Origin of the sequence: Sphingomonas xinjiangensis, assembly GCF_014199255.1 — a bacterium.
Taxonomy (GTDB): Bacteria; Pseudomonadota; Alphaproteobacteria; order Sphingomonadales; family Sphingomonadaceae; genus Sphingomonas; species Sphingomonas xinjiangensis.
Map to the genome: position 1 here is coordinate 1 of NZ_JACIJF010000052.1, position 4,633 is coordinate 4,633.

Sequence of the window (4,633 nt, forward strand, 5' to 3'; positions counted from 1 at the left end):
GGTAATTGCCGTCGACGCTGATCGGCGATCAAGTACAAGGTAGGGGCGCTCACGACGTGAGCGCCCCTACTGCTATGGCCGCGACTGCTTCCGCCCCAAACCCGGACGTCCAGGTGGGCAATCCGTGTTCCCGAAAGCAGCCGCTCGTTCAGCGCAATCATTCCGTTTCTCTATCTCCGAAGGGCAATTTTGGGAAAGAGCAATCGGGAACAGATTGTGGGAAAGCGGATGCCTCGGACGCCCATACGCGCGAGGGGCAGGGAGCCTTTCTCTACACGGGTTCGTTTGCGGGAATGGTTGCGGCGCCGGTTTCGATATCATGATCGGCTAAGTGGCATGTCCCCGTTCGACATGGCAGGGATTGATCTGAAAGATCGCCCAGGATGCCAAGCATGCCCGATTGCCGGATCGAACGCATATCCATCACAAGGCACGAGGCACGCTCCCATGATCCTGGCGAGGCTTGCCTTTGGCTCGGGTACTTCATCGAAGAAGCACTTGAACGTGGCTGGAATGAGAACGAGCTTCCGTCTGATGCGATGCATTTTGCCAAGCTATGGGATTATCATGGCGATCGCGCAAATGGCGGGCATGCACAATATTATGAGAACAAGGATGGAGACCTAGAGGCCCTGAGAGGCGCATCGGAACTGCTTGGTCGAGTTGGTCTAAGCCAGCACGGTAATCTGATAGAGTGCTTTATCGAGGTTGCAAACGCGAATGAAGACCGCATCCACGATCTTTACGAAAGCGGCAACAACCAAGAAGTGAAAGAGATATTCTATGGTCTCGATGACTCATTCGCGGAGTTGGAGATAAGCGAGGGCAAGCTGCTACATCATCTTCACGACTGGGTTTTGCAGCAAAGTTGGGTTGTTGTGGATGATGCTGATGGTCCAGCTAGCACCGATTGGCTGAGGCGCATCGTTCCCGACCCTCCCTTGCGCGGACTCCGCATGGCTGCGCGCGTGAGACGCCGTCACGCTGAAAATCATGGATCAATGATGGCCCTGATCCATAAGATCTGGCGTCGCTAATTGCTGGCGAGCTTCCTCGCAGCCGCTTCCCAAAACTCGATCCTTTCCGGGAAACGGGACGCCGCCTTGAACGGCGGTTATCGCCGTCCGCTTTCTCAAAAACCGCCAGTCCGCAAGCCACCCAACTATCGCCGTCACCGGCACGTGCGATCTGAGGCTTCAACGGACGAGTTGTTGCTCCAGTAAGACCCTCCATGCCAACCACCCAAGAAGTCCACCGGCAAGTAGGGCGAACGCGTTTAAGCGCGTTTGCTGGCGCAATATACACGCAAGCAGCAGGCCAAAGATCACGGTAGCACCGATCAACGCCAAATCGCCGTGAAGGCCGATGGCCGACGCAGCACGCTCCTCGTCGAATGTTGTAGCCCTTGGTGACGCACCCCGGATACGCCTTTCTAAGGCTGCCAATCCGAACGGCAGCAGCTCTAAAAGCCGCATGCATGCGGAGACGCCCACAGCGATGGGGAAACGCGTAGCTGCCTTCTTAGCAAGCACCAGCCCTGCCCATGCAAGACTCAATGTCACCGCAGGCCCTGAAACGGCGATCAACGCCATCTGCCAGGCCTGAAGCTGAGGTGCCGGGCCATGTGTGAAGCCAGTCAGCCCTAACTTCGGATTGGGGACATCAAGGGCGAGGCCCGCTGCAAGATGTCCGGCCTCGTGCGCTACGATTAGCACCGGGACTAGCAGCGCGGTAAGCACCACCGTCGGCATTGGAAGGCGTCGGAGCCCTCGCGATGTCGCCATCATTCAAGACCCCGTTCTATTGCGTAGCAATGTCCGCTTACTGGATATGGACGCCGAAAGCTGCCCGTCCGCAAGCCACCCAAACGTCGCCTTAAAGCGAGCTTCGGGCGTGACCTGAAGGCGGACGCAGACGGTCGTAGGCTAGACGTTTATGCGGAGGCGAGAAGGGGGCGTTTAGGAAAGCACGATTCAGACCGGACGCTTACCTACTAGGCAGCGTTCTCCTCGGCGTCAGCCGCTCGTACGTAGGCGTAGAGGGTCGGCTTAGAGATCCCGAGCATCGTGCAGATTTTTGCAATCGGCATGTCAGCCTCGTTGTAGAGCTTCACCGCTAGATCGCGCTTATCTTTGCTTAGTGCATTCGGCCTACCGCCCTTCTTTCCCCGCGACCTGGCAGCCGCGAGACCAGCCTGGGTGCGCTCTCGGATGAGATTGCGCTCAAATTCTGCCAGAGCGCCGAACAGGTGGAAGGTGAGCTTCCCCGATGTCGTGTTGGTGTCGATCGCCTCATGGAGGCTAAGCAGCCCAACCTTCTCCTGTTCAAGGTAGGTCATCCACCCGATCAGATCGCGTAGGGAGCGACCAAGCCGGTCGAGGCGCCACACCACCAATGTGTCGCCAGCGCGAAGCTGCTCCCTCACTTTTTCCAATCCCGGTCTGGCCGCAGTCGCACCCGAAGCTTTGTCGGTGACCACCCTGTTGCAACCCGCCGCCATCAGTGCGTCTCGCTGGAGGTCAAGATTCTGTTCGGCAGTTGATACGCGTGCGTAACCGATCTTCATGCGTGATGCCGGTTATGCGGCGATAAAGCGCTTTTGAGAAGGAAAGCCGTCATAGCAAGATGTATGTTGCCTTAGTTTTCTTTACCGGGTTGATTTACCTTGAGATCGGCCGATTTGCAATGGCGACGGGTTCGCGTCGCTAAAGGCAAAAAAACCTCCGTTTTCTTTACCTTCCGATTTTGCAGATCCTGCGGGGCAAGCCGCAGTCGCGACCGCATCGCGAAGGCCTTGGTGCGTGCTTTGTGATCCGCGGCTGAGCGCGTCCCGCGGATGCGGCCCTCACCCGATCTATCGAGTGCGGCGCCGCCGTTCCTCATCAGTTTCAGCAAACTGCTCTGCTGTTAGTCGTGAGGTGCATGCGGAGACGGCATCTGGCCCCCTGCTCCCGTAGTCGCGTTGGCATCGCTGTAGAGCAGTTGCCCGTGGCGCGCTCGGTGAGAAGATGAGCACGAACACGCCTAGCGAGAGGAGCCCTGCGACAGCTAGCAGACACCGTTTCAGCAAGCGCATCCCCCAACGTCACTTGGCACCGTGGACAATGACGATTTCTTTGTTTCAGCGCAACGGCGGCCGCTGATCAGGTCATGCAGGCATCGGAAGCGCTAACCCGAAAAGCGCACCGTCGGCTTTCGCCCAACTGAGGTCATCTAGAATGATCAGTGCAGCATCCGGAAGCGGTCGTTCGCCATCCGCCGGGTAGCAGGTCTATGCGTCACGTCTGCAGGTAATGCGGAGTACAGTTGCGCACAGTCTCTTGGGACGGTAGCTGCGCGCGGTCGCAATCTGAAGGGTCTCCATGTTCGCTAGCACGCCTATGGCTCTGATCTTTGCGGTTCTCCCTCTCGACCAGGCTGCAGCACCGGATCTGATGAAGGCGGCAACGCCACCTGTACTAGCTGAGTCGTCGTTCATGGTTGATGATGATTACCCAGCCGAGGCGCTTCGCCTTAAGCAGGAGGGCAGTACGCGAGTCCTGGTTCCCGTAAACAAGAAGGGAAAGGTACTAGGCTGCCAAGTCTTAGAGAGCAGCGGGTCTCCAAGCCTGGATAAAGCTACATGTTCGATCTTTAGTAAATTGAGATACAAGCCGGCGCGAGATGCAGAAGGTCACACGGTACAAGGTGACTTCATCAGAAAGATGAACTGGACGCTGCCAAAACGTTGACGGCTCGTGTGCTACGTTTGTCTAGTGCCGCACGCGCCGCCGGAGTCACCCCGAGCAGACAGTCCTTCCTAAGCCGGGGTGACATCTGCTGAACGCTCACGGTGGTGCGTAAGCGTCCGGTCTTGACCGTACCTTCTTGAGAGCGGCCAGTCGGCTTACGCCCACTTCCGGACATTCAGCGTCGCCGCGGTGCTTCCTGAAAGCTGCCGTTGCGATCAGCGTCGGCTCGCCGTAGCTCTGTCTCGAACGGAGAGCCACATGATAGTAGCTTTGATACTGCAATCCGCGATCGTGCAGCCGCTGCCTCAAGACGTTTGGGCGAGTGTGTCGGTTGGAGCATCGCTAGCGCACACCTCCGAAACCATAGAATTCTTGAGGGCCGGGTTCAGTGCTGTAGATGGCGAAGTTACGTTGCGCCGCACCTTCCGCCGTCTCAACGATCCGCCTGAGGTGTCGTGGGCAACAAGTCTAACCTGCCACGGCGTGCTCGAAGCCGTCGACAGATTGAAAATAATACCAGCGCCGGACGTCGTCAAACCTGGAGATACGGAAGAAATCGTGTTGGATGGAGAGATGTACGCCGTACGGTTCAGAGGTCGGTATGGCTCCAACACGGGTGAGCCGGTGCGATTCAGCTCAACAGGTGGAACGCCGCTCTCTAAATGGGTCAGCGGAACGCTTTCGACATTGAAGCCCTGCTGGTCTCCGACCCGCTTGAAAGTATCTGGGTAGACTCCTGTCGGCGCAGAAGGCCGAACATACGCAACGCTAGGAAGTGCACTTTCGCGACACGGTTGCTCAGCGACTTAAAAGATGGTGTATCGCGGCGGCTGCGTTTCGAAAGCAGATGGAATGGCAGCCCCTTCACGTACGATGCCTGGATCGGGGTCGAACCTGACCTC

The 4,633-nt window shown here is 57.7% G+C and carries 4 protein-coding genes; 2 read left to right on the plus strand and 2 right to left on the minus strand.

All coding sequences use genetic code 11. The features are described from left to right. Positions 1 to 392: 392 nt before the first annotated feature. Positions 393 to 1,037, plus strand: a complete 645-nt coding sequence (locus FHT02_RS21140; RefSeq protein ID WP_184092198.1) for a DMP19 family protein — start codon at positions 393 to 395, stop codon at positions 1,035 to 1,037. Positions 1,038 to 1,196: 159 nt separating this feature from the next. Here FHT02_RS21140 and FHT02_RS21145 read toward each other — a convergent pair whose 3' ends face one another. Both FHT02_RS21145 and FHT02_RS21150 read right to left on the minus strand, forming a co-directional pair. Next, complete coding sequence (locus FHT02_RS21145; RefSeq protein ID WP_184092200.1) at positions 1,197 to 1,751, minus strand: hypothetical protein; 555 nt, start codon at positions 1,749 to 1,751, stop codon at positions 1,197 to 1,199. 242 nt (positions 1,752 to 1,993) lie between these two features. Beyond that, positions 1,994 to 2,566: a recombinase family protein gene (locus FHT02_RS21150; RefSeq protein ID WP_184092202.1), complete on the minus strand. Its 573-nt coding sequence runs from the start codon at positions 2,564 to 2,566 to the stop codon at positions 1,994 to 1,996. Positions 2,567 to 3,380: 814 nt separating this feature from the next. Between FHT02_RS21150 and FHT02_RS21155 the strand changes: the two genes are divergently transcribed. Next, positions 3,381 to 3,731, plus strand: a complete 351-nt coding sequence (locus FHT02_RS21155; protein ID WP_184092204.1) for an energy transducer TonB — start codon at positions 3,381 to 3,383, stop codon at positions 3,729 to 3,731. Positions 3,732 to 4,633: the final 902 nt, after the last annotated feature.